Below are 21,461 nucleotides of genomic sequence, written 5' to 3' on the forward strand. Positions count from 1 at the left end.
TACAAGTTTCGCTCGGATTGAATACAGCCCTGAACTGAAATGCGATCTCCTGTGAGATGTCTCTGACACAGCACTATGGAGCGCTAAACAGAGAACCTGTGGGAGCGAGGCTTGCCCGCGATATGGGCGATAAGGTGTCAAGCCTTACAATGAGTTATCGTTCATCGTCGGAATGCCGCCCAGACCAAGCCCAGCTCCCACAGATTTGCGCGCCACTGGAAACATCATCAGCCCTGCTTCTGCCCTGAAGCCACTTGCCGCAACACATTTGCCAGACCTGATCCCTTCCCACTGCCAGACCTTTCCGAGAAACTTGTCCCTCACTTGCGCCTGCAAATCCGTCTCACCAGGCTGCCTCCGTCGCTGCACATCAGCGATCGGGTTTAGTAGCCCGGACCAATAGGCGCACAGGTGTTCACCTTTACGGTGGCTGTGCGCAGGGCATCTTCGGGTGCGCCGGTTTTCCTATTGTCCGGTCTACTAACCTGCTGCACAGCCGCCCCCTTTCGATTGCCTATGAATCCGCCGACCAACTGAGTGGCAGCAAACGTGACCTGGCGTTTTTTCGGTGGTGCACTTGATTGATATGGCCTGTGGGACGGTGGAGAAATCCCTGAATAAACAGGAAGCCTGATACAACCGTGGGAGCGAATTCATTCGCGAAGTCGCTGGGTCAACAAAACACATCGAACCTGATACACCGCCTTCGCGAATGAATTCGCTCCCACTGGATGCTCGAAATACTATCAGCGCAAAGCCCTTCAACAATCACAGAAATGCCCTACATAACCCTGAATCTCCCGTCCATAAACTGACCGCCCATTTATTTCAGGCGATCACTCCATGGCTCATCCCATCTACATGACCATCAAGGGCAAGGAACAGGGCGATATCTCCGCAGGCTGTTCGACCCCTGAGTCCATGGGTAATAAATGCCAGGAAGCACACCAGAACGAAATCATGGTGCTGTCCTACACGCACCAAATGGCCAACGTCGCGAACATCGACCGCGCCACGCACATGCCCGTCGTCATTACCAAGAACATCGACAAGTCATCACCTTTATTGGCCCAGGCCTTGGCGCAACGGGAATCCGTCACCTGCAAGATCGATTTCTATCGCACCACGCCCAATGGCAGCCAGGAGAAGTTCTACAGCGTCGAGATCACGGAAGCGGTCATCGAAAATCTGATTGTCCAGACACCTCACGTCACCCTGGATAACGACGCCGAACCCGTCGAACAACTCGCCATCCGCTACGGCGACATCAGTTGGACCCACCACGCCGCAGGGACAAGTGGTTATAGCTATTGGGGCGAGTCCTGATGGTAGATCCCAGATCGAACACTTCCGAGAATAAGCAGCTTAAACAGGCGGCTATTGCGCTGACGAATCATGCTTGCACGTTGAGCATGCAGCATATTCAAGACGGTATGTTGCGGCTGCAATTTAATAGAGAGGTTTCTTATTACGCACAGGGGATTGTTCGGGATGTTGAGGGTGGAAGGAAGAGTGTTACGGAGGGGGTTAAGGCGCTGGAGGGTGAGCAGGAGAGTTTGAGGGATCAATCAGTACGAATAGCTACCCAAAGTATTGGGCTAATCGCTGGCGGGCTTCAAGTCACAGGAGGCGTAGGGATATGCGTCGGCACAGTTGGGTGGATGTGTGCACCCGCCGCTATCGTCATCGGACACGGCTTGAATAACCTATATGAAAATGGCAATAATCTACTTGAAGGAAGATCTGACACTGAGGGCTGGGGTCGAGTCCCCTATCAGGTGGTCTCTGAATATTTTAGCGGAAGCAAGACCGCAGGTAATATTGCTTATGGAGCTGTCGACGTCGGACTATCTGTATTCGGCGCATACAGACTTACCGTAAAAAAGGACGCGTGGCGTTTATTTCGACATATCGATAGTGACTACGTTAGGGCATACAAGGAATCCTCTAAGACCGTACTGGGAATTGATGCTGCGGCCGGCACAATTACGACGAAATGCATGCTAGACGAGTGGCAAAAAATAAAATGAGTTCAACACTTCAACACCTAAGCTATTTATGCCTAAGCATGGCGTGCTTCCTACCCTCACTCCTGCTATCAGGATACATATCAAAAGCTCGTCACCGCGGACTCCTGTTCAAGTTGGGTTTTATTTACAACATTACATTAGCGCTGGTACAGATGAATTTTTTCATGGTAGGAAAATTCCCGCTAATAGAAACTTTCGAAAATTCCTGGATAGTTTTTTTAGGCCTTGTCTTTTCTTTTTTTCACTGCCGTCATATTGGCATGCTCGACGCCAAAGCTTTCCACGACACAACTCCCTCATTAGCATTCAGCAACAGCTTCATGACTTTACTTGACATCACCATAAATCGAGGCCTTTTTTTCGCAAAATGGACGACAATCATACTGGCGACGTCCGCTTTCTACACCGTGATGATTGGCGTCCTCCTAATCCAAGTAATCCCTACCGAATCGGTAGACATGCCTACACGTATATTCTTGGGAGCGACTTTATATTTGGTTTTAGTAGCAACTGGAACCTACATCACGTACAAATATCATAGAGTGAAGCGTTACAGCCCTAACTTTTTAAAAGAACAACATCGCGTATTAAACCCAGCTGGCAAAAAACTCTGGAACATATTACGAGACTTACAACCGAATTGGATTTTGCTGGTTATGACTATCTACTGCGCCACCATGGCAATAGTTTTACTTGATAGGCTTACCGATTTCGACGTCCAAACGTCACCATGGCGAAATCTCGCAAAAGCGATAATCTATATATTTTTCCTGGCTCTGTGGCTTTTCGGGACAGTTATCCATCATGGCTTCAAGAGAAAATCAGAAATGAAAAAGTTAAAATAACTTTTCCGCTTCACTTATCAAGGCACTTTCAGACGAGCGAAGAATAAAAATCATGACCAGCCTGACATTTAACCTACTTTTCATCTTTGGCTGCCACTTATTCTATCTGCCGACACTCTATGTTTAAACAAAGCACCAGACCAATAAGACGGCTGAAGAGATCGGTGAAAACCTCTGAGGTCAGTGCTACCAGACAAACCGCCTCGCGAACAAGTTCGCTCCTACCCGTGAATGCCAGTTCCAGCCTTACCTGACACCCATAAAAAAACCCGAACACAACGTCCGGGTTTCTCAGTCCATCACTCAACCAATCAATGCAGGATCTGGCTCAGGAACAGACGCGTACGGTCACTCTGTGGATTGTCGAAGAAGTCGTTCGGCGCAGCCTGTTCGACGATTTCGCCTTTGTCCATGAAGATCACGCGGTTGGCCACGGTGCGGGCGAAGCCCATTTCGTGGGTTACGCAGAGCATGGTCATGCCTTCTTCTGCCAGGCCTACCATGGTGTCCAGAACCTCTTTCACCATTTCCGGGTCGAGTGCCGAGGTCGGCTCGTCGAACAACATGATTTTCGGCTTCATGCACAGGGCACGGGCAATCGCCACACGCTGTTGCTGACCGCCGGAAAGCTGGCCCGGGAATTTATGCGCCTGCTCCGGAATGCGTACGCGCTCCAAGTAGTGCATGGCGATTTCTTCGGCCTTTTTCTTCGGCATCTTGCGGACCCACATCGGGGCCAGTGTGCAGTTCTGCAGAATGGTCAGGTGCGGGAACAAGTTGAAGTGCTGGAACACCATGCCGACTTCGCGGCGGATGGTTTCGATCTGCTTCAGGTCCGAGGTCAGTTCGGTGCCATCGACGATGATCTTGCCTTGCTGGTGCTCTTCCAGACGGTTCAGGCAACGAATGGTCGTAGATTTGCCCGAGCCAGACGGGCCGCACAACACGATACGCTCGCCCTGACGCACGTTCAGGTTGATGTCCTTGAGCACGTGGAACTGGCCGTACCACTTGTGGACGCCTTCCATCCGGATCATGCCTTCGGCGCCCAGAGGCTTGGTGATAACTTCACTCATGTCAAAACTCCTAACGCTTGTGGCCTGTGTCCAGCTTACGTTCCAAGTGCATGGAATAGCGGGACATACCGAAACAGAAGATCCAGAACACCAGGGCTGCGAAGACATAGCCCTCGGTGGCCATACCCAACCACGACGGGTCGGCGGTGGCTTGCTTGACGCTGTTGAGCAGGTCGAACAGGCCGATAATGATCACCAGACTGGTGTCTTTGAACAGGGCAATGAAGGTGTTGACGATGCCGGGAATAACCATCTTCAACGCCTGCGGCAGAATCACCAGCCCCATGCTGCGCCAGTAACCGAGGCCCATGGCCGCGGCAGCTTCGTACTGACCTTTAGGGATTGCCTGCATGCCACCCCGAACCACTTCAGCGATGTACGCCGACTGGAACAGGATCACGCCAATCAACGCCCGCAGCAGCTTGTCGAAGTTCATCCCTTCCGGCATGAACAGCGGCAACATCACCGACGACATGAACAGCACGGTGATCAACGGCACGCCGCGCCAGAACTCGATGAACGTCACACACACCACGCGCACCGCAGGCATGTTGGAACGACGACCCAGCGCCAGCAAAATACCCAGAGGCAATGCACCGGCGATACCGACGGTGGCGATTACCAGCGTCAACATCAGGCCGCCCCACTGGCTGGTGGCCACGTGGGTCAGACCAAACGCGCCGCCGCTCAGCAGGTAGAAAGCAACAATCGGGTAAACAATCAGGAAGCCGATGGCGTAAATCGCTTTACGCGGAAACTTCGAGATAAACAGCGGTGCCGCACCGACGATTGCCAGAATGGCAGTCAGGTCTACCCTCCAGCGCAGCTCGTTCGGGAAGTAGCCGTACATGAACTGGCCGAAGCGCTGTTGGATAAACACCCAGCACGCGCCGTCCTTGGTGCAGTCAGCCCGTGTTGTACCGATCCAGTTGGCGTCCAGCAAAGCCCAACTGAGGATCGGCGGAACGACCAGGTAAATCAGGTACAGCGAGAACAAGGTCAGCAGCGTGTTGATCCAGCTGGAGAACAGGTTCTGCCGCATCCACGCTACCGGGCCAAATACTTTGCCCGGTGGTGGCATGTCAGGTTTGAAAGTATGAGTAGTCATGCGCGTTTCCTCACCGCTCGATCAGCGCAATGCGCTTGTTGTACCAGTTCATCAGCAGGGAAATGCTGATACTGATCGCCAGGTACACGCTCATGGTGATGGCAATAACTTCGATGGCCTGACCGGTCTGGTTAAGCACGGTACCGGCAAACAACGAAACCATTTCCGGGTAACCAATAGCGGCCGCCAGCGAGGAGTTCTTCGCCAGGTTCAGGTATTGGCTGGTCAATGGCGGGATGATCACACGCAGCGCCTGCGGGATGATGACCTTGCGCAGGGTCGGCCCAGGGCGCAGACCCAGGGAGCGAGCTGCTTCCGTCTGACCGTGGCTGACCGACTTGATACCCGAACGCACGATTTCCGCGATAAACGCTGCGGTGTAGACCGTAAGGGCCAGGGTCAGGGAGATAAGTTCAGGAATCAGTACCCAGCCGCCAACAAAGTTGAAGCCTTTGAGCTCTGGCACTTCCCAATGCACCGGGGCACCGAAAATCAGCATGCTCAGAGCCGGAATACCCAGAAACAGCGCCAGACCAGCCCAGAACTTGTGGAACGGCTCGCCGGTGGCTTCAAAGCGCTTGTTGGCCCAACGGGTCATCGCCACGATAGCGACGATAGCCACGATGATGCTGGTCACGAATGGCCAGGCACCTTCCGCGGCGACGGCGCTTGGCATGTTCAAACCGCGGCTGCTGATAAAGAACATGTCGAAGTAACCGTGCGCTTGTCTCGGACCCGGCAGGGTCAGGAACACAGCGGTGTACCAGAACAGGATCTGCAACAACGGCGGGATGTTACGGAAGACTTCCACATAGACGGTTGCCAGCTTGCTGATCATCCAGTTCGGTGACAAGCGTGCAACGCCAATGATGAAGCCCAGGATCGTGGCCAGGAAAATACCGATGACCGACACCAGCAGCGTATTAAGCAAGCCGATGACAAACACCCGGGCATAGCTGTCCGCTTCCGTGTAATCGATCAAATGCTGCGCAATGCCAAACCCGGCACTGCGTTCAAGAAATCCAAAACCCGAGGTAATACCACGGTGCTGGAGGTTGGTCTGGGTGTTGTCGAACATGAACCAGCCCAACGAGACCACCGCCAGTACGGTAATGATCTGAAATAACCACGCGCGCACTTTTGGGTCGCTCAAGGAGAGCTTTTGCTTGGGTGCGACGATTTGCTTTTCCATGAAGTGCCCCAGGAAAAATGAAACAAAACGACGCCCGACAGCCGGTGAAGGCTGTCGGGCGTCGGGTCAATCAACGAATTGGTGGAGCGTACTGGATGCCGCCGGCATTCCACAGAGCGTTCTGGCCGCGCTTGATTTTCAGCGGGGTCGATTCGCCCAGGTTGCGTTCAAACACTTCGCCGTAGTTACCGACTTGTTTGACGATCTGCACTACCCAGTCTTTCGGCAGTTTCAGGTCGGCACCGTAAGCGCCATCAGCACCCAACATACGGGCAACGTCAGGGTTCTTGGTGGACTTGGCTTCAGCTTCAACGTTTTTCGAAGTCACTTTGGCTTCTTCGGCGTTGAGCATTGCGAACAGGGTCCATTTCACAATGGAGAACCACTCTTCGTCGCCTTTACGTACGACTGGGCCCAGTGGCTCTTTCGAGATCACTTCTGGCAGAACCACGTAGTCAGCCGGGCTGGCCAGTTTGCTGCGCTGTGCGTACAGCTGCGACTGGTCGGAAGTCAGTACGTCGCAACGGCCGCCTTCCAGGGACTTGGCGCTTTCGTCAGAGGTGTCGAAAGTGATCGGGGTGTATTTCAGACCATTCGAACGGAAGTAGTCGGAAACGTTAAGTTCGGTGGTAGTACCAGCCTGGATACAGATGGTTGCGCCATCCAGTTCCTTGGCGCTTTTGACGCCCAGCTTGTTGTTTACCAAGAAGCCGATGCCGTCGTAGTAAGTCACACCGGCGAAAACCAGACCCATGCCCGAATCGCGGGAGCTGGTCCAGGTGGTGTTACGCGACAGAATGTCGATCTCGCCCGATTGCAGCGCGGTGAAACGCTCTTTGGCGTTCAGCTGGCTGAATTTTACTTTGGTGGCGTCACCGAAAACGGCAGCAGCAACAGCGCGGCAGACGTCGGCGTCGATACCGGTGATCTTGCCGGTAGCATCAGGAACGGAGAAACCTGGCAGGCCATCGCTGACGCCGCACTGTACAAAGCCTTTCTTCTGAATGGCGTCCAGTGTTGCGCCTGCCTGAGCAAAACTGCTCACGCCGAGTGCTGCTGCGGCGGCTACTACAGCCAGGGTGGATTTCAACATCTTCATTCAAACCTCCAGTTTTGCTCTTTGTTGTTTAGGCGCTTCAATCCCGTCGCACCCTTGTGAGGCATTGACGACCCGTGCTGGCTTATTTTTGGGTCATCCGACTTTCAGGCCAGTTCATGAGCCGAGCGTGAGGTCATCTCATCGCTCGCCTCATGATCTTAGACGGCCTACAGGATTCAAGCCCCATGATGTTCCTGAACCAATCCGGTACAGGATGAACCGTGCCGTGAATCCTGATGCATGGACTCCGTGCTTGCCCCCGTTGAGTCTCGGTAATAGCACAATAGTGTTACCGAACGAGGTAAGCGCTTCACTCCCCGGTTTTTCATAGCAAACGCCGTACCAGCATGGTGGCGATGTCGAATTAGCGACAGGTCAAGAGAAAAACTTGTAACCTTGCGACATCTTCTTTCATTTTTAACAACACGCGCACCGCATTAACGCACTGCAAAAGAGCGAGCGCACCCGGATAGAGCACTCATGACCAACCCTCTGATTCTCGAACCTGTTAACACTCCAGACGCATGCGTTATCTGGCTGCATGGCCTTGGCGCAGATCGTTATGACTTCATGCCGGTCGCTGAAGCACTTCAGGAATCGCTGCTTACTACCCGCTTCATCCTGCCTCAGGCACCGACCCAGGCCGTGACGATCAACGGCGGCTATGAGATGCCGAGCTGGTACGACATCAGGGCCATGAGCCCCGCCCGTGCTATCGATCACGACCAGTTGGAGGTTTCCGCGCAGACAGTTCTCGACCTTGTAGAAGGCCAACGCAACAGCGGAATCGACCCGGCGCGGATCTTCCTCGCAGGGTTCTCCCAAGGTGGCGCGGTGGTGCTGCATACCGCTTTCAAGCGCTGGCAGGGTCCATTGGGCGGGGTACTTGCCCTCTCCACTTACGCACCGACATTTGGCGATCAATTACAGCTTTCGGATAGTCAGAAACGCATTCCGGTGTGCTGTTTGCATGGCACATTCGACAACGTGGTCCAGAAATCCATGGGGCTGGCGGCTTATGAGTGTTTGAAGGCTCAAGGCGTAACCGTCACATGGCAGGAATACCCAATGGAACACCAAGTGTTACCGCAGGAGATTTCTGACATTCGTGCCTGGCTGATCGACAAGCTCATCTGATTGGGAGCTTGTAGGGCGCAAATCCCCGGGAGCGGCACGCTGCCTCACGGCAAACGGGACCTGTAGGAGCGCGCTTGCCCGCGATCCGGTCCATCAGTCGATGAATCTATCGCCTATGCTGACGCTATCGCGGGCAAGCGCGCTCGTATAGTAAAAAGCATTCAAAATCAGATAGTTATTTGTTGTTTTATAAGAGCCAGGTTGTTGGTGAGACGCAGGGCCTGCCTGGTCAGAGACTCCGCCCTCCCGGTCAAAGCCGGTCCCACAAATTGGGGCATATGTAGCCCGTTTGGCATGACACTACGCCGCGCCCGATTCTTGCTTTACACTGCTGGGCGTACATTCCTTAACCAACTGATGAGATGACCGTGCTCAAAGCACTTAAAAAGATGTTCGGTAAAAGCGAGGCTGAGCCGCTCGCTGCTGGCCCTGTTACTCCTTCCCCTGCCCCGCAAAGCAAGACTGAAGGCCACTCAAGGGATCGCAGCGCTGCAGCCAAGGCACCTGCCCAACCCCGTGCAGACGATAAAGAGCCGAGTGCACTGGCTGAAACGGCAGACCTTGCCGTCGTCGCCAAACCCAAACCCGAGCGCCCACGTCGCGAACGTGCGCCCAAGCCGGTCGTTATTCCCTGGAAACTCGAAGATTTCGTCGTCGAACCTCAGGAAGGCAAAACCCGCTTTCATGACTTCGCCCTCGCACCCGAATTGATGCACGCGATTCAAGACCTCGGTTTCCCTTACTGCACGCCGATTCAGGCACAGGTGCTGGGGTTCACCCTCAAGGGCCAAGACGCCATCGGCCGCGCGCAGACCGGTACCGGAAAGACCGCAGCGTTCCTTATCTCGATCATCTCGCAGTTGACTCAGACACCACCGCCCAAAGAGCGCTATATGGGCGAACCTCGCGCACTGATCATCGCCCCGACCCGGGAACTGGTGGTGCAGATCGCCAAGGACGCTGCTGACCTGACCAAGTACACCGACCTGAACGTCATGACGTTTGTGGGCGGCATGGACTTCGATAAACAGCTCAAACAGCTTGAAGCCCGTCATTGCGACATTCTGGTCGCCACCCCTGGCCGTTTGCTGGACTTCAACCAGCGCGGCGAAGTGCATCTGGACATGGTCGAAGTGATGGTCCTCGACGAAGCCGACCGCATGCTCGACATGGGCTTCATCCCGCAGGTGCGCTCGATCATTCGCCAGACGCCACACAAAGGCGAACGCCAGACCCTGCTGTTCTCCGCCACTTTCACTGAAGACGTGATGAACCTCGCCAAACAATGGACAACCGAACCGGCCATCGTTGAAATCGAAGCCGAGCAGGTTGCCAGCGAAAACGTTGAGCAGCATATCTACGCGGTCGCCGGTGCCGATAAATACAAGTTGCTCTACAACCTGGTCACCGACAACGGCTGGGAACGCGTCATGGTATTTGCCAACCGCAAGGACGAAGTACGTCGTATCGAAGAACGCCTGGTACGTGATGGGGTGAACGCCGCGCAGTTGTCAGGTGATGTGCCACAACACAAACGCATCAAAACGCTGGAAGGCTTCCGCGAAGGCAAGATTCGCGTACTGGTTGCCACCGATGTCGCCGGTCGCGGGATTCATATCGACGGTATCAGTCATGTGATCAACTTCACGCTGCCGGAAGTGCCTGACGACTATGTGCACCGCATTGGCCGTACAGGCCGGGCGGGTGCAGCAGGTGTTTCGATCAGCTTCGCCGGTGAAGATGACTCTTATCAACTGCCTGCGATTGAAGAGAAGCTGGGTCGCAAGATCAGCTGCGAAACACCGCCGACCGAGTTGTTGCGTACGGTGGTGCGTAAGCCAGCACAGCCTCAGTAGCGCTCACTCCCTGTAGGAGCGCGCTTGCCCGCGATAGCGTCAGTCCAGTCGATGAAAATGTCGCCTGGTACATCCAATCGCGGGCAAGCGCGCTCCTACAGGCTTGTTTATTCCCACCGCCCCGCCGCCGCTTTATCACTCGCCCGCCCCTCGACCCATTTCGGCCCTTCTGACGTGTTTTCCTTCTTCCAGAACGGTGCACGGGTCTTGAGGTAGTCCATCACGAAATCACAGGCCTCGAAGGCTGCCTGACGATGGGCACTGGCAACGCCGACAAACACAATCGGCTCCCCCGGTTCCAGCGCGCCAACCCGATGCAGCACCTCCAGCCTGAGCAATGGCCAGCGCTGTTCGGCCTCAAGCACAATCTTGCCCAATGCCTTTTCGGTCATGCCGGGATAGTGTTCCAGGAACATCCCCGAGACTTCCCGCCCTTCGTTAAAGTCCCGTACGTAGCCCACAAAGCTGACCACCGCGCCGATGCCGACGTTAGCCGCATGCAGAGCGTTGACTTCAAAGCCTGGATCGAACGGTTCCGCCTGAACCCGAATCGCCATGCTCAGCCTCCGGTCACGGTCGGGAAGAATGCCACTTCGTCGCCGGCCTGCAACGGCTCATCCAACTGACACAGCTCCTGATTGCGAGCGCACATCAGGTTCTGCTCGGCCAATACCTGCCATACGCCATCGCGCTCAAGCAAGTGCAAGCGCAGTGTGTCGATAGTGGCGAACTCGCCGTCAACCTGCTCACCGTCAGTACCCAGGGTTTCCCGGTAACGGGCGAAATACTGGACGCTGATGCTCATGGAGCCTCCGGTGCCGTTTCGTCGGCAATGAAGTGGCCGCTTTTGCCGCCGAGCTTTTCCAGCAAGCGAACGTTCTCGATGACCATGCCGCGATCAACCGCCTTACACATGTCATAGATGGTCAGCGCAGCGACGCTGGCAGCGGTCAGCGCCTCCATTTCTACACCGGTCTGCCCGGCCAGCTTACAGCGGGCGACGATGCGGACAGCGTCTTCGCCTTCAGCGCTGAGCTCCACCTTGATACTGGTCAACATCAAAGGGTGACACAGCGGGATCAGATCACTGGTCTTCTTAGCCGCCTGAATGCCGGCAATACGCGCCACGGCAAACACATCCCCTTTGGGATGCCCACCGCTGACGATCATTTGCAGGGTGTCGGGCAGCATACGGATTAATGCTTCGGCCACCGCCTCACGGGACGTCACAGCTTTATCAGTGACGTCGACCATATTGGCGCGACCTTGGGAATCTAGATGAGTGAGCACAGCGTTACTCCTGAACAGGAGCGGGGATTGTAAACCTAAACAAAGCAACCGACAGGGCATGAAACAATTGTGGGAGCGGATTCATCCGCGAAGAGGCCATCCCAACCGACACATTTATGTGCCTGAAACGGCCTCTTCGCGAATGAATTCGCTCCCACGGGTGGGGATCTTCAATGCTTACAAATGCGACTCCGCATATTCAGCCAGGATGGAGCGTGGCACGCCTTGCAGCGAGATGTGCACGCCGTTCGGGAAGTCTTTGAAGCGCTCCGTCAGGTAGGTCAGCCCGGAACTGGTGGCCGACAGGTATGGAGTATCGATCTGCGCGAGGTTGCCCAGGCAGACCACTTTGGAACCGGCGCCGGCACGGGTGATGATGGTTTTCATCTGGTGCGGCGTCAGGTTTTGACATTCATCGATCAAAATCAGGCTTTGCTGGAAGCTGCGACCCCGTATGTAGTTGAGGGATTTGAACTGCAACGGCACTTTGCTGAGGATGTAATCAACGCTGCCATGGGTGTTTTCGTCATCCATGTGCAAGGCTTCGAGGTTGTCGGTGATGGCGCCCAGCCAAGGCTCCATTTTTTCTGCTTCGGTGCCTGGCAGGAAGCCGATCTCCTGGTCGAGACCCTGCACGCTACGAGTCGCAATAATGCGCCGATAACGCTTGCTGACCATGGTTTGCTCGATGGCCGCAGCCAGCGCCAGAATGGTCTTGCCGGAACCGGCAGCGCCGGACAGGTTGACCAGATGGATATCCGGGTCAAGCAAGGCAAACAGCGCCAGGCCCTGGTAGATATCACGCGGTTTGAGACCCCAGGCTTCCTGATGTAGCAGTGGCTCCTGGTGCATGTCGAGGATCATCAGTTCGTCGGCCTTGACGCCTTTGACCCAGCCGACAAATCCCTGCTCGTCGATGATGAACTCGTTGATGTGTACCGACGGCAGCATTTCAGTCATTTGCACGCGGTGCCAGGTACGGCCGTGATCCTGACGGGTGTCGACTTTACTGACCCGGTCCCAGAAGGACCCGGTCACGTTGTGATAACCACGGGACAGCATCGACACGTCATCGACCAACTGGTCGGTGCTGTAGTCTTCGGCAGCGATCCCGCAGGCACGCGCCTTGAGACGCATGTTGATGTCTTTAGTGACCAGCACAAGACGCAAGTCCTTGTCGCGCGCATGCAGGTCAATCAATTGGTTGATGATGATGTTGTCGTTGAGGTGTTCAGGCAGAAGGCTGTTGGGCTCCTCGCGTTTGCTCATCATGATCGACAGGAAGCCCTTGAAGACTCCGGTGCCACGGTCGATGGGTACGCCCTTCTCGACTTCTTCAGGCGTGGCTTCGCCCAGTGTCTTGTCGATCAGGCGGATGGCTTGACGGCATTCGGCAGCGACCGAATGTTTACCGGCTTTGAGCTTGTCCAGCTCTTCCAGCACGGTCATGGGGATGGCGACGCGGTGTTCTTCGAAATTCAGCAGTGCATTTGGATCGTGAATCAGTACGTTGGTATCGAGCACGTAAAGGATTGGCTGGGTAGAAGAAGGGGTGCGTCCGTGATCATCCATACTCGCTCACCTTTATAAAAGCCAGGTGACGCAGAACCACTCACACTGCGCCACGAAAAGGCCGCCGGGCTCTCTCCTTAGGGCAGGAGAGAAATGCTCAAGATGGAGTCTTGGAGGACGCCACCTGTGTTGCAGGTTTCGGCGGTCTGATAGTGGTAATACCGCAAAACACATGACAGAAAAAAGCACTTTGACACTTTTTTGAAGTTTATTTCACAGTATGACGAATAGCCCTTGGCGACCTGCCCAAGCCCGTTTACAGTCGGAAGTCCGCTCTACCCAAAACCGTCGGAAAATTCGCCTCATCCTTCCCGGAAAATGAACGCAAGCCCTTATTCTGCGGGCTTGTCAGGGATATTGTGGCAATCGTCCCAGATCAGCTCGCTTTGCGCGGTGTTTGCCAGTAACAGCGGCACTGCCGACTGCACCCTCGCACTGGCGTCGTGAAACACCACTGTCCCTCGCCGCCACAGCAACATCAGGTTCACAATCCGGTCTGTTATCTGCTCGGACGTCAGTCGACCATTGCTGTCCTGCGCATCGATATTCCACAGCGACACCCGCAGATTCTGATCACGAAAGAACTGCCCGCTGTCCGCACGTCGATGGCCGTAGGGAGGACGGAACAGCGGGATGAAGTTGTCGGGTAGCAGTTGTTGAGTCAGGCCTTCACTTCGACGCACCGAGTCTTGCCACTCCAGCCACTGGCTATGCGAGCGATATTCCCATCCCTGAATGCCGACGCACTGCAGACGATAAAGCGATTGCAACGCGGTGCCGTTACTCGCGGCGAGGCGTTCCTGCAGGTTCTTACCCAATACAAAGAACGTCGCGTTCATCTTCTGCTGACGCATGAAGTCAGTCAGCCAGTCGGTGCCCCCGTCAGCGCCGGTGGGGCCACCTTCGAAATTCATCTGAAAGGTACGGTCAGCCATTTCATCGCCGCTCAACTCATCAGAGTTATATAGGGCGATTTCACTGCTGGTTTGCGGGAATAACGCCGCCATGTACATCAGTTCGTTGAGATAGCGCTCATGAAAGGTCGCACTCGGCGCAGCCCAGTTGGCGTAGAACGAATCGCTGGCGATGGTGAATTCGGCGGCACGCTGGCGCAGTTGGTCCATGTCCTCGACCAACACGCAGAACGATGCGTCCTGGGGGCAGCTCAATTGCGCGCTCTGGTAACCCTCCAGCAAACGATTCCAGAGACGGTGACGAAGCAGATTCAGTGACGGCACGTTAACGTACCTGAGCCCCAGACGCTTCTTGAGCCCCTCCTCGTCCAGTGCTTCGCTAGCCAGCAATTCGTGGGCAAAGCCGAGAATCTCCGCACGGGATGCCACATCGAACAGATCAGGCGATTCCAGCCGCTCCGGCCAAAGGCTACGGTCAATGGTTGCAACCGGAGGCGGAGCCGCCATGGCCTGAACGCTGAACAGACACGCGCACACTGCTAGAAACTTACGCAACACCAATCGCTCCCTGAACATCGAACCTGGATAAGCGCCGCACTATAGCTGATATGAGTGGTTGGGCTTGTGTCCGGGCCGATACAAATGCGTCTGCGCCCCCGACAAGGCACTACCCGGTAGGAGCGAACTTGTTCGCGAGGCGGTATGCCTGAAGAAACGCGCCAGCCCCCCTCGCCAACAAGTTGCCTCCTACCTGCTATGCGTGAATGTCGGTCCGTCGCGTGCCACTGACAAGGCGATGCCGGTAGGAGCGAACTTGTTCGCGAGGCGGTGTGCCTGAAGAACCGCGTCAACCCTCTCGCCAACAAGTTGCCTCCTACCGGCCATGCGTGAACGTCGGTTCGCCGAGTGCCCGTAAAAAGACGATACCCGGTAGGAGCGAACTTGTTCGCGAAGCGGTGTGCCTGAAGAACCGCGCCAGCCCTCTCGCCAACAAGTTGCCTCCTACCGGCTATGCGTGAATGCCGGTTCGCCGCGTATCCGTGAAAAGGCGCTACCTGGCAGGAGCGAACTTGTTCGCGAAGCGGTATGCCTGAAGAACCGCGTCAACCCTCTCGCCAACAAGTTGCCTCCTACCGGCTATGCGTGAATGCCGGTTCGCCGCGTGCCCCCGACAAGGAGCTGCCCGGTAGGAGCGAACTTGTTCGCGAGGCGGTATGCCTGAAGAAACGCGCCAGCCCCCCTCGCCAACAAGTTGCCTCCTACCGGCTATGCGTGAACGTCGGTTCGCCGCGTGCCCCCGACAAGGCGCTGCCCGGTAGGAGCGAACTTGTTCGCGAGGCGGCGTGCCTGAAGAACCGCGTCAACCCTCTCGCCAACAAGTTGCCTCCTACCTGAACGCCCCCCCCCTACAGCCCTGCGCCACGCGTCAAAACATCTCTCCTATCGCCACCATAGCTGGAGTCAGCCAGCAACAGCCCCTAGAATCGTCCGACGATTAAAGGAGACGACCCCATGCTGATGGTGATTTCCCCGGCAAAAACCCTGGATTTCGAAACCCCGCCGACTACCGAACGTTTTACCCAGCCGCAGTATCTGGATCACTCCCAGGAGCTGATCGAGATACTGCGCGAATTGACCCCCGCACAGATCGGCGAATTGATGCACCTTTCCGACAAGCTCTCAGGGCTCAATGCCGCACGTTTCGGCAGCTGGAACCCAGCGTTCACTCCGGAGAATGCCAAGCAGGCGCTGCTGGCTTTTAAAGGCGACGTGTACACCGGCTTGCAAGCCGAAACACTGAGTGAAACTGAACTCAGCTATGCCCAGGATCACTTGCGCATGCTGTCCGGCCTTTATGGTCTGTTGCGCCCACTGGACCTGATGCAGCCCTACAGGCTGGAAATGGGCACCAAACTCGCCAATGCTCGCGGCAAGGATCTCTACGCGTTCTGGGGCACACGAATCAGTGAGTGGCTGAACGAGGCACTGGCAGAACAAGGCGATGACCTGCTGTTGAACCTGGCGTCCAACGAGTACTTTTCTGCCGTTAAACGTCCAGCATTAAACGCGCGCATCATCGATACCGATTTCAAAGACCTGAAGAACGGCCAGTACAAGATCATCAGCTTCTACGCCAAGAAGGCGCGGGGCATGATGAGCCGCTTTGTTATATCGGAAAAAATCGATACACCGGATGCACTGAAACAGTTCGACGTCGGGGGTTATCGCTTCAGCAAAGAGCAGTCAACGGCAACCCGTCTGGTATTCCTGCGCGACACGCCCGAATCGTAGCTCTTCGCTCCGCAGGAGGACCCGCTTTGACCGGGCAAGACGCTGGCGCTTTCGCGGCATTTTCACTGCCTGAAATGCTGCTTTTCCGGTCAAAGGCATTCCACAACATTCGTATTAACCCGCTTAAGGCGAGTTTATCCCCTGCACTATGCTATTTATCCCCTTATAAACGTCATGCAAATTGCACTTTGACAATTTACTGTCGCCAACTAAAAGTCACCTTTTTTTAGTTAGTGTTTTTCTCAAAAAATTAACAAATTTTTTGTGTAGTAGCATTTGGCTTGTTCACAGTAGTAGCATCCTCACACCGACTCGGCGGCAACCCTTGCCCTACAAGGCCTTCAGCCCAGATGGCATCACCGTGCGATCACCTCATCCGGGCCTTCAAAAAGAAAAATTCTCAAAAAGAGGACGAGTGGCCCGGAACTTATCCCGAAATCAAACGCTCCTACATCCCGTAACAATTCTCGCCCTCCTTGTGAGAGATCACTTACAAGGGGTGTAGAAAATGTGGAAGTTGCCGTTCATCACACTGATCTCAGGATCAGCGGCGGTAGGCAGTCGGGAGATTGGCTCACACTTACAAAGTTTTAGTCGTATGGCAAAGCACTGTTCAAGTGCAGAGCGCGACATTGAGGCATGGCAGCCCAAGGCTCTGGTCCGGGTCTGTCGGTATCAAGACAGCGTCAGCACCTAAAGGAGTGGTTTACCACATCCCAGAGCGAGGCCCTGTCGCTGTCACAGCCAGGTTACTTGCCGTTCAAGACTCAGCAGTATTTGAGATTGCCTTAGTTACTTCTGGCACTCGTCTTTTTTAAATATGCCTGTACTTGTTGTGAGACTTCTTTAAGTCCCACCTCCGAGTGCGCGATACCTGCTGGCCAAAATTCAATATCCAGCCAACTTAATGGCGTGTAAATCGAGGAGAGTACGATGCGTATCAGCATCTTTGGTTTGGGTTACGTCGGTGCAGTATGTGCCGGTTGCCTTTCTGCGCGGGGTCATGATGTTGTTGGTGTTGATATCTCCAGCGCCAAAATCGACCTTATCAATAACGGCAAATCGCCAATCGTAGAGCCTGGTCTGGGCGAGCTTCTGGACAAGGGTATTCGCACTGGCAAACTGCGTGGCACCACGGACTTTTCCGAGGCCATCCGCGCCACTGACGTGTCGATGATCTGCGTGGGTACTCCAAGCAAGAAAAACGGCGACCTGGAACTCGATTTCATCGAATCCGTTTGCCGCGAAATCGGCTTCGTACTGCGTGAAAAAGACACCCGTCACACTATCGTTGTGCGCAGCACCGTTCTGCCGGGCACTGTTGCCAACGTTGTGATCCCAATCCTCGAAGACTGCTCCGGCAAAAAAGCCGGTGTCGACTTCGGCGTTGCAGTGAACCCTGAGTTCCTGCGCGAAAGCACCGCGATCAAAGACTACGATCACCCGCCAATGACCGTTATCGGCGAGTTCGATAAAGCGTCCGGCGACGTGCTGCAAGCTCTGTACGAAGAACTCGACGCACCGATCATCCGCAAGGACATCGCTGTTGCCGAAATGATCAAGTACACCTGCAACGTGTGGCACGCCACCAAGGTCACCTTCGCCAACGAAATCGGCAACATTGCCAAAGCGTGCGGCGTCGATGGTCGTGAAGTAATGGAAGTGGTTTGCCAGGACAAGCAACTGAACCTGTCCCAGTACTACATGCGTCCAGGCTTCGCTTTCGGCGGTTCTTGCCTGCCAAAAGACGTCCGCGCCCTGACCTACCGTGCTGGCAGCCTGGACGTTGAAGCACCTCTGCTCAACTCGCTGATGCGCAGTAACGTTTCCCAGGTTCAGAACGCTTTCGACATCGTGGCTGCCCACGACACTCGCAAAGTCGCGCTGATGGGTCTGAGCTTCAAGGCCGGTACTGACGACCTGCGTGAAAGCCCGCTGGTAGAGCTGGCTGAAATGCTGATCGGTAAAGGCTTCGACTTGAGCATCTACGACAGCAACGTTGAATACGCTCGTGTTCACGGTGCCAACAAGGAATACATCGAGTCCAAGATCCCGCACGTTTCGTCCCTGCTGAACTCGGACTTCGACGCTGTGATCGAACACGCCGACGTGATCATCCTGGGCAACCGTGATGAGCGCTTCCGCGCCCTGGCCGACAAGGCTCCAGCGGGCAAGCAGATTGTGGACCTGGTCGGCTTCATGACCACCACTACTGCCGAAAACGCTAGCGCTGAAGGTATCTGCTGGTAAACCAGCGGCAAGCTACAAGCTTAAAGCGGCAAGCCAAAAGTTCAAGCTGCAACCCCCACTTGGGGCTTGCAGCTTGAAGCTTGCAACTGACCTAGGGATACCAGATATGCACAGGCTTAAGCATGGTCTACTACAGGCCGCAGGTTGGTTGTTCTACCTGAGTTTATTAGGGGCTCTCGCAACCGCGTTGCCTACCAGTATCTTCGACTCACAGTCGAAGAACTTTATTTTCCTGATTGGCGCCGTGGGCATCTGGCGCTACTCGATGGGCGCTACGCACTTTGTGCGCGGCATGATCTTTCTCTACATCGTTTACCCGCACCTGCGTCGCAAAGTGCGCAAGCTGGGCAAGTCGGCGGACCCGTCTCACGTGTTCCTGATGGTCACCAGCTTTCGTATCGACGCACTGACCACCGCCCAGGTGTACAGCTCGGTCATTCGCGAAGCCATTGAATGCGGCTACCCGACCACCGTGGTCTGCTCCCTGGTAGAAATGTCAGACGAGTTGCTGGTCAAAGCGATGTGGGAAAAGGCCAACCCGCCTGCTCACGTCAAACTGGACTTCGTACGTATTGCCGGTACCGGTAAACGCGACGGTCTGGCTTTCGGCTTCCGCGCAATCTCCCGGCACATGCCGGATGACCGTGCTGTGGTCGCCGTGATCGATGGCGACACCGTGCTGTCTGAAGGCGTGGTTCGCAAGACTGTTCCGTGGTTCCAGCTGTTCGGCAATGTCGGCGGCCTGACCACTAACGAGTTCTGCGAAGTCCGCGGCGGCTACATCATGAGTGAGTGGCACAAACTGCGTTTCGCGCAGCGTCACATCAACATGTGCTCGATGGCCCTGTCCAAGCGCGTACTGACCATGACCGGTCGTATGTCAGTGTTCCGCGCCACGGTCGTGACTGACCCTGAGTTCATTGCCGACGTTGAAAGCGATTCGCTGCATCACTGGCGTCTGGGTACGTTCAAGTTCCTGACCGGTGATGACAAGTCCAGCTGGTTCAGCCTGATGCGTCTTGGCTACGACACGTTCTACGTGCCGGACGCTACGATCAACACCGTTGAGCACCCGCCGGAAAAGAGCTTCTTGAAGGCCAGCCGCAAACTGATGTACCGCTGGTACGGCAACAACCTGCGTCAGAACTCGCGTGCATTGGGTCTGGGCGTTCGTCGTCTCGGGATCTTCACCAGCATCGTGCTGTTCGACCAGCGTGTGTCGATGTGGACCTCCATTCTCGGCCTCACCGTTGCGATCATCGCCAGCTTCAAATACGGCGGTGTGTTCATCCTGATGTATCTGCTGTGGATCGGGATAACCCGCTTGATCCTGACCCTGCTGCTGTCCTTGTCAGGGCACAACATCGGGCCGGCCTACCCCGTCATTCTTTATTACAACCAGATCGTCGGCGCACTGATGAAGATCTACGTCTTCTTCCGCCTGGACCGCCAGTCCTGGACGCGTCAAGACACCAAACTCAGCCGTGACATGGCCAGTTTCCAGGGTTGGTTCAACACCTGGTCATCTCGAACCATGACTTTCTCGGCTGGCACCATCTTCGTCGCAGTGCTGTTGACGATGGTTTAAACCGGGCCAACGGATTAATCGCTTAAGTAGGAAAAATTAGCCATGAATACAGCCGTGAATGCAAACGTCGTACACGAATCCGAAGCCCAGCGCCAACACGCCCGGGTCAAAATCCCGGCCAAGCTGCGCTTGCTCGAAGCCCCGAACGCGCCTCTGGTACAAGTTGAAGACTTGTCCGCTGGCGGCCTGAGCTTCGTCGCGCCTGCGCAGCAGCGCCCAACGGCAGGTGAAGTTATCAAGGGGCGCCTGCAGTTCCTGATCGACAACCTTGGCCTGGCCATGGACGTTGAGATGCAGGTGCGCTCCATTGATCCTTCCACCGGTCGCGTGGGTTGCCAGTTCCAGAATCTGGAAGCTCAAGACATCGCCACTCTGCGTCACCTGATCACCTCGCACCTGAGCGGCGACATCGTCAGCATGGGTGAAGTGCTCGCTACCCTGCAGCGTGACAACTTCACCAAAGCACGCAAGGTGAAAGGCAGCGGCGACGGCATGAGCGCTCTGGGTCGCCTGCGCGCAGTGACCTTCACCCTCGGTATCTTCATCGTCGGTCTGGCAGCATTCGGCTTTATCTTCAAAACCGTTTACGGCCTGTACTTCGTCAGCCACTCCTCGGCCGGCCTGGTCACCTTGCCAGCCATGGACGTAACGATGCCGCGTGAAGGCACCGTACAGAGCCTGGTCGCGGTCAACACTCCGGTCGCCAAGGGCGCACCAATGGCCTCGTTCAACACCAGCATGCTGGAAATGCTCAAGGGCAGCCTGAACGGCGACGACCTGCAACCTGCAAAAATCGAAGAGCTGTATGGCAAGCAAATGGCCGGTACCCTCACCAGCCCTTGCGACTGCGTGATTGCCAAGCAACTGGTTTCCGATGGTCAGTTCGCTGCCAAAGGCCAGGTGATCTTCCAACTGGTACCGCGTAACACCGCAGCCAATGTTGAAGCCCGCTTCACCTATCGCCAGTTCAACGACGTCAAGCCAGGCACCCGCGTTAACTTCCAGGTAGCCGGTGAAGACAACGTTCGCAGCGGCAAAATCGTCAGCAGCACCAACCTGAGCGAAACCGATCTGGCCACCGATATCCGCGTGCAGATCAAGCCTGACGAAGTGCTGGACACTTCCCTGGCTGGCCGTCCGGTTGAAGTCACCAGCGATCGTGGTCCATCGATGAACTGGCTGATCGACAAAGCCATGGCCGCGGGTCTCTAA

Annotated in this window: 17 protein-coding genes and 1 pseudogene; 9 read left to right on the forward strand and 9 right to left on the reverse strand. The window is 55.5% G+C overall.

The genetic code is table 11. From position 1 onward, the window contains the following. Nucleotides 1-843 precede the first annotated feature (843 nt). From K3169_RS23730 to K3169_RS23740, 3 genes are all read left to right on the forward strand, one after another. Nucleotides 844-1,326 carry an Hcp family type VI secretion system effector gene (locus K3169_RS23730; RefSeq protein WP_122703910.1) on the forward strand — a complete coding sequence of 161 codons (483 nt, stop codon included), beginning with the start codon at nt 844-846 and terminating at the stop codon, nt 1,324-1,326. Continuing rightward, on the forward strand, nt 1,326-2,030 hold the full coding sequence (locus K3169_RS23735; protein WP_263268285.1) for a DUF4225 domain-containing protein: 705 nt from the start codon (nt 1,326-1,328) through the stop codon (nt 2,028-2,030). The genes K3169_RS23730 and K3169_RS23735 overlap by 1 nt, the downstream gene beginning before the upstream one ends. 164 nt (nt 2,031-2,194) lie before the next feature. Continuing rightward, complete coding sequence (locus tag K3169_RS23740; RefSeq protein ID WP_263268287.1) at nt 2,195-2,875, forward strand: hypothetical protein; 681 nt, start codon at nt 2,195-2,197, stop codon at nt 2,873-2,875. Between the two features lie 311 nt (nt 2,876-3,186). Here the strand turns inward: K3169_RS23740 and K3169_RS23745 are convergent, their stop codons facing one another. The 4 genes from K3169_RS23745 to K3169_RS23760 form a co-directional block, all read right to left on the reverse strand. Continuing rightward, on the reverse strand, nt 3,187-3,951 hold the full coding sequence (locus K3169_RS23745; RefSeq protein WP_027900712.1) for an amino acid ABC transporter ATP-binding protein: 765 nt from the start codon (nt 3,949-3,951) through the stop codon (nt 3,187-3,189). A 10-nt stretch (nt 3,952-3,961) separates the two neighbouring features. Next, the gene (locus K3169_RS23750; RefSeq protein ID WP_027900711.1) at nt 3,962-5,059 is read right to left on the reverse strand and encodes an amino acid ABC transporter permease; all 1,098 of its coding nucleotides are present in this window, start codon (nt 5,057-5,059) and stop codon (nt 3,962-3,964) included. A gap of 10 nt (nt 5,060-5,069) precedes the next feature. Further along, nucleotides 5,070-6,251 carry an amino acid ABC transporter permease gene (locus tag K3169_RS23755; RefSeq protein ID WP_027900710.1) on the reverse strand — a complete coding sequence of 394 codons (1,182 nt, stop codon included), beginning with the start codon at nt 6,249-6,251 and terminating at the stop codon, nt 5,070-5,072. A 70-nt stretch (nt 6,252-6,321) separates the two neighbouring features. Continuing rightward, nucleotides 6,322-7,350 (reverse strand): amino acid ABC transporter substrate-binding protein, encoded by a 1,029-nt coding sequence (locus K3169_RS23760; protein WP_027900709.1) that lies wholly within the window; start codon nt 7,348-7,350, stop codon nt 6,322-6,324. A 480-nt stretch (nt 7,351-7,830) separates the two neighbouring features. Between K3169_RS23760 and K3169_RS23765 the strand changes: the two genes are divergently transcribed. Then, complete coding sequence (locus K3169_RS23765) at nt 7,831-8,487, forward strand: alpha/beta hydrolase (protein ID WP_231675423.1); 657 nt, start codon at nt 7,831-7,833, stop codon at nt 8,485-8,487. Between the two features lie 575 nt (nt 8,488-9,062). After that, nucleotides 9,063-10,343: pseudogene (gene rhlB, locus K3169_RS23770) on the forward strand (ATP-dependent RNA helicase RhlB); the annotation flags it as partial. A gap of 107 nt (nt 10,344-10,450) precedes the next feature. Here rhlB and moaE read toward each other — a convergent pair. From moaE to K3169_RS23795, 5 genes are all read right to left on the reverse strand, one after another. Further along, nucleotides 10,451-10,900 (reverse strand): molybdopterin synthase catalytic subunit MoaE, encoded by a 450-nt coding sequence (moaE, locus tag K3169_RS23775; RefSeq protein WP_231675421.1) that lies wholly within the window; start codon nt 10,898-10,900, stop codon nt 10,451-10,453. 2 nt (nt 10,901-10,902) lie between these two features. Beyond that, nucleotides 10,903-11,148, reverse strand: coding sequence for a MoaD/ThiS family protein (locus tag K3169_RS23780; RefSeq protein WP_231675420.1), 246 nt, complete (start codon nt 11,146-11,148; stop codon nt 10,903-10,905). Next, on the reverse strand, nt 11,145-11,633 hold the full coding sequence (moaC, locus tag K3169_RS23785; RefSeq protein ID WP_027900704.1) for a cyclic pyranopterin monophosphate synthase MoaC: 489 nt from the start codon (nt 11,631-11,633) through the stop codon (nt 11,145-11,147). The genes K3169_RS23780 and moaC overlap by 4 nt, the downstream gene beginning before the upstream one ends. A 177-nt stretch (nt 11,634-11,810) precedes the next feature. Continuing rightward, complete coding sequence (locus tag K3169_RS23790) at nt 11,811-13,205, reverse strand: PhoH family protein (RefSeq protein ID WP_027900702.1); 1,395 nt, start codon at nt 13,203-13,205, stop codon at nt 11,811-11,813. A gap of 332 nt (nt 13,206-13,537) precedes the next feature. Continuing rightward, the gene (locus tag K3169_RS23795) at nt 13,538-14,674 is read right to left on the reverse strand and encodes a polysaccharide deacetylase family protein (RefSeq protein ID WP_263268292.1); all 1,137 of its coding nucleotides are present in this window, start codon (nt 14,672-14,674) and stop codon (nt 13,538-13,540) included. Nucleotides 14,675-15,631: 957 nt separating this feature from the next. Between K3169_RS23795 and yaaA the strand changes: the two genes are divergently transcribed. From yaaA to K3169_RS23815, 4 genes are all read left to right on the forward strand, one after another. Continuing rightward, nucleotides 15,632-16,411 (forward strand): peroxide stress protein YaaA, encoded by a 780-nt coding sequence (gene yaaA / locus K3169_RS23800; protein ID WP_122703896.1) that lies wholly within the window; start codon nt 15,632-15,634, stop codon nt 16,409-16,411. A gap of 933 nt (nt 16,412-17,344) precedes the next feature. After that, complete coding sequence (locus K3169_RS23805; RefSeq protein ID WP_027898936.1) at nt 17,345-18,661, forward strand: nucleotide sugar dehydrogenase; 1,317 nt, start codon at nt 17,345-17,347, stop codon at nt 18,659-18,661. 106 nt (nt 18,662-18,767) lie between these two features. After that, nucleotides 18,768-20,249: a mannuronan synthase gene (gene alg8, locus K3169_RS23810; protein WP_099270421.1), complete on the forward strand. Its 1,482-nt coding sequence runs from the start codon at nt 18,768-18,770 to the stop codon at nt 20,247-20,249. Between the two features lie 42 nt (nt 20,250-20,291). After that, on the forward strand, nt 20,292-21,461 hold the full coding sequence (locus tag K3169_RS23815) for an alginate biosynthesis protein Alg44 (RefSeq protein WP_095102239.1): 1,170 nt from the start codon (nt 20,292-20,294) through the stop codon (nt 21,459-21,461).

Origin of the sequence: Pseudomonas phytophila (genome assembly GCF_025643095.1) — a bacterium.
Lineage (GTDB): Bacteria > Pseudomonadota > Gammaproteobacteria > Pseudomonadales > Pseudomonadaceae > Aquipseudomonas > Aquipseudomonas quasicaspiana.

What these genes read in the sequence shown, in the direction of transcription:
- K3169_RS23745 (WP_027900712.1), bottom strand. Translation starts at nt 3,951, where the DNA reads ATGAGTGAAGTTATCACCAAGCCTCTGGGCGCCGAAGGCATGATCCGG.
- K3169_RS23765 (WP_231675423.1), top strand. Translation starts at nt 7,831, where the DNA reads ATGACCAACCCTCTGATTCTCGAACCTGTTAACACTCCAGACGCATGC.
- K3169_RS23740 (WP_263268287.1), top strand. Translation starts at nt 2,195, where the DNA reads ATGGTAGGAAAATTCCCGCTAATAGAAACTTTCGAAAATTCCTGGATA.
- K3169_RS23735 (WP_263268285.1), top strand. Translation starts at nt 1,326, where the DNA reads ATGGTAGATCCCAGATCGAACACTTCCGAGAATAAGCAGCTTAAACAG.
- alg8 (WP_099270421.1), top strand. Translation starts at nt 18,768, where the DNA reads ATGCACAGGCTTAAGCATGGTCTACTACAGGCCGCAGGTTGGTTGTTC.
- K3169_RS23730 (WP_122703910.1), top strand. Translation starts at nt 844, where the DNA reads ATGGCTCATCCCATCTACATGACCATCAAGGGCAAGGAACAGGGCGAT.
- K3169_RS23760 (WP_027900709.1), bottom strand. Translation starts at nt 7,350, where the DNA reads ATGAAGATGTTGAAATCCACCCTGGCTGTAGTAGCCGCCGCAGCAGCA.
- K3169_RS23780 (WP_231675420.1), bottom strand. Translation starts at nt 11,148, where the DNA reads ATGAGCATCAGCGTCCAGTATTTCGCCCGTTACCGGGAAACCCTGGGT.
- K3169_RS23790 (WP_027900702.1), bottom strand. Translation starts at nt 13,205, where the DNA reads ATGGATGATCACGGACGCACCCCTTCTTCTACCCAGCCAATCCTTTAC.
- K3169_RS23805 (WP_027898936.1), top strand. Translation starts at nt 17,345, where the DNA reads ATGCGTATCAGCATCTTTGGTTTGGGTTACGTCGGTGCAGTATGTGCC.
- moaE (WP_231675421.1), bottom strand. Translation starts at nt 10,900, where the DNA reads ATGGCGATTCGGGTTCAGGCGGAACCGTTCGATCCAGGCTTTGAAGTC.
- K3169_RS23815 (WP_095102239.1), top strand. Translation starts at nt 20,292, where the DNA reads ATGAATACAGCCGTGAATGCAAACGTCGTACACGAATCCGAAGCCCAG.
- yaaA (WP_122703896.1), top strand. Translation starts at nt 15,632, where the DNA reads ATGCTGATGGTGATTTCCCCGGCAAAAACCCTGGATTTCGAAACCCCG.
- K3169_RS23750 (WP_027900711.1), bottom strand. Translation starts at nt 5,059, where the DNA reads ATGACTACTCATACTTTCAAACCTGACATGCCACCACCGGGCAAAGTA.
- K3169_RS23755 (WP_027900710.1), bottom strand. Translation starts at nt 6,251, where the DNA reads ATGGAAAAGCAAATCGTCGCACCCAAGCAAAAGCTCTCCTTGAGCGAC.